The following is a 1,593-nucleotide window of genomic DNA, read 5'->3' as shown; positions in this document are numbered from 1 at the left end:
GGCGGGTGGGGGCCGGGCCAGGGGCGGCCGGGACAGGGGCGGGGGCGGGGTCAGGGGCGGAGAGCTGACGGAGTCCTGGTCAGAGGTGGCGGGCGGTCAGGTCGGTGAGGGCCGTGCCGAGGTGGTCGAGGCCCTCACGGATCCACGGCAGGGCGAGCGGGTCGGGCGCGGTCAGCGCGGCGGTGCGCCGCTCGTCGGTGTCGCCGTACAGGCGGCTGGTGGCGGCCCGGATCCGCAGGGCGCGGTCCGGCTCGCCGAAGGCGCTCGCCGGCAGGGTGCCGACGCCGTGCCGCTCGACGAGCAGCCGGACCAGTCCGGCGCCGCCGGTGACGCCGTGCACGGTGGCGAGGCGGGCCCGCAACGGCTCGAAGTCGGGGTAGAGGTAGCAGGTGGCGGTGACCGGCGCGAGCAGCGCGCCGACCGCGGTGAAGCGCTCGGCCGCCGCGCGGGCCACCGCCGCGTGCAGGCGGCGGCTCGCCGCGATCCGCCCGGTGATCTCCGGTGGTTCGGTGAAGGCCCAGGCCGCGGCCGTCTGCACCGGGGCGGGCGGGCTGGACCAGATCTGGCTGGCGACGGAGAGCAGCGTCGTGCGCAGTCCGTGTCCGGCGGGGCTGTCGGGCAGCCGGGCCACACCGGTGCGCCAGCCGCCGACCGCGAGGTTCTTGGTGAGGCCGGTGGTCACGACGGTGCGCTCGGGGGCGTACCGGGCCGGGGAGACGGCGGGCCGCGCGGGGTCGTGGACCAGATCGCCGTAGATCTCGTCGGAGACCACGAACAGGTCCAGTTCGCGGGCCGCCTCGGCCAGTCGGCGCACGGTCCCGGCCGGGGCGACGGTGCCGGTCGGGTTGTCCGGCACCGTCACCACCACCGCGCGCGGGTCCTGCCCGGCGGCGCGCGCGGCGGTGACCGTCTCGCGCAGCCGGGCGGGGTCCGGGACACCGCCCTCGCCCGGCCGGATCGGCACGGGCAGGGCCCGGCCGCCCGCGAGCCGGGCCTGGGCGGCGTAGCTGACCCAGCTCGGCACGGGCACCACCACGTCGCCGCCGATCGCGAGGAGCAGCGCGTACAGCAGGGACTTGCTGCCCGGGCCGGCCACCACGAGGCCGGGGTCGGTGGGCAGACCGCGCCGCCGCCAGTAGCCGGCGGCGGCCTCTCGCAGCGCGGGCCCGCCCGCCACCGGGCCGTAGGCGTTCTCCCCGGCCGCTGCGGCCAGCCGCTCGCGCAGTGCCGGGAGCACGGGCAGCCCGATCTCGCCGCTGGTCATGGGCAGCACGCGCTGTCCCGAGCGGCGCCGCTCCTCCAGGGCGGCGTCCGCGGCGAGGGTCGCCGACATGGGGACGGCCGCGGCCCGCCGGGGGGACGTCTGCGGGGGCGTACCGGACGTCTGCGGGGGCGTACCGGGGACGGCCGGAGAGGCGGTCCGGGAGCCCGCCTGGAAGTCCGTCCGGGAGTCCGTCCGGGGTTCCGTCCTGGATTCCGTCCGGGAGTTCCTCGGCAAGGTGGGCCGTGAGGCCGACTGCGTGGCGGCCGGCTGCGTGGCGGCCGGATCAGGAACGGTCCGCGGCGGAGCCGCCGGAGAAACCCCGTCCCCCG

General features: G+C 78.6%; 2 protein-coding genes. One reads left to right on the top strand and one right to left on the bottom strand.

What is annotated here, in order from left to right; all coding sequences use genetic code 11:
* Nucleotides 1-79: 79 nt before the first annotated feature.
* Nucleotides 80-1,333, bottom strand: coding sequence for a pyridoxal phosphate-dependent aminotransferase (locus GT045_RS17000; protein ID WP_161292790.1), 1,254 nt, complete (start codon nt 1,331-1,333; stop codon nt 80-82).
* On the opposite strand from GT045_RS17000, the gene GT045_RS16995 reads away from it, so the two are divergent.
* On the top strand, nt 1,332-1,593 hold a 262-nt coding region (locus tag GT045_RS16995), incomplete at its 3' end, for a hypothetical protein (protein WP_161334690.1). The two genes, GT045_RS17000 and GT045_RS16995, sit on opposite strands and share 2 nt — an antisense overlap.

The sequence above is a fragment of the Streptomyces sp. SID486 genome, assembly GCF_009865385.1.
Lineage (GTDB): Bacteria > Actinomycetota > Actinomycetes > Streptomycetales > Streptomycetaceae > Streptomyces.
The sequence above is the reverse complement of the archived record's forward strand: the minus strand, read 5'-3'. Positions and strand labels throughout refer to the sequence as shown.

Coding starts and splice junctions, on each gene's coding strand:
- GT045_RS17000 (WP_161292790.1), bottom strand. CDS start 1,333: ATGTCGGCGACCCTCGCCGCGGACGCCGCCCTGGAGGAGCGGCGCCGC.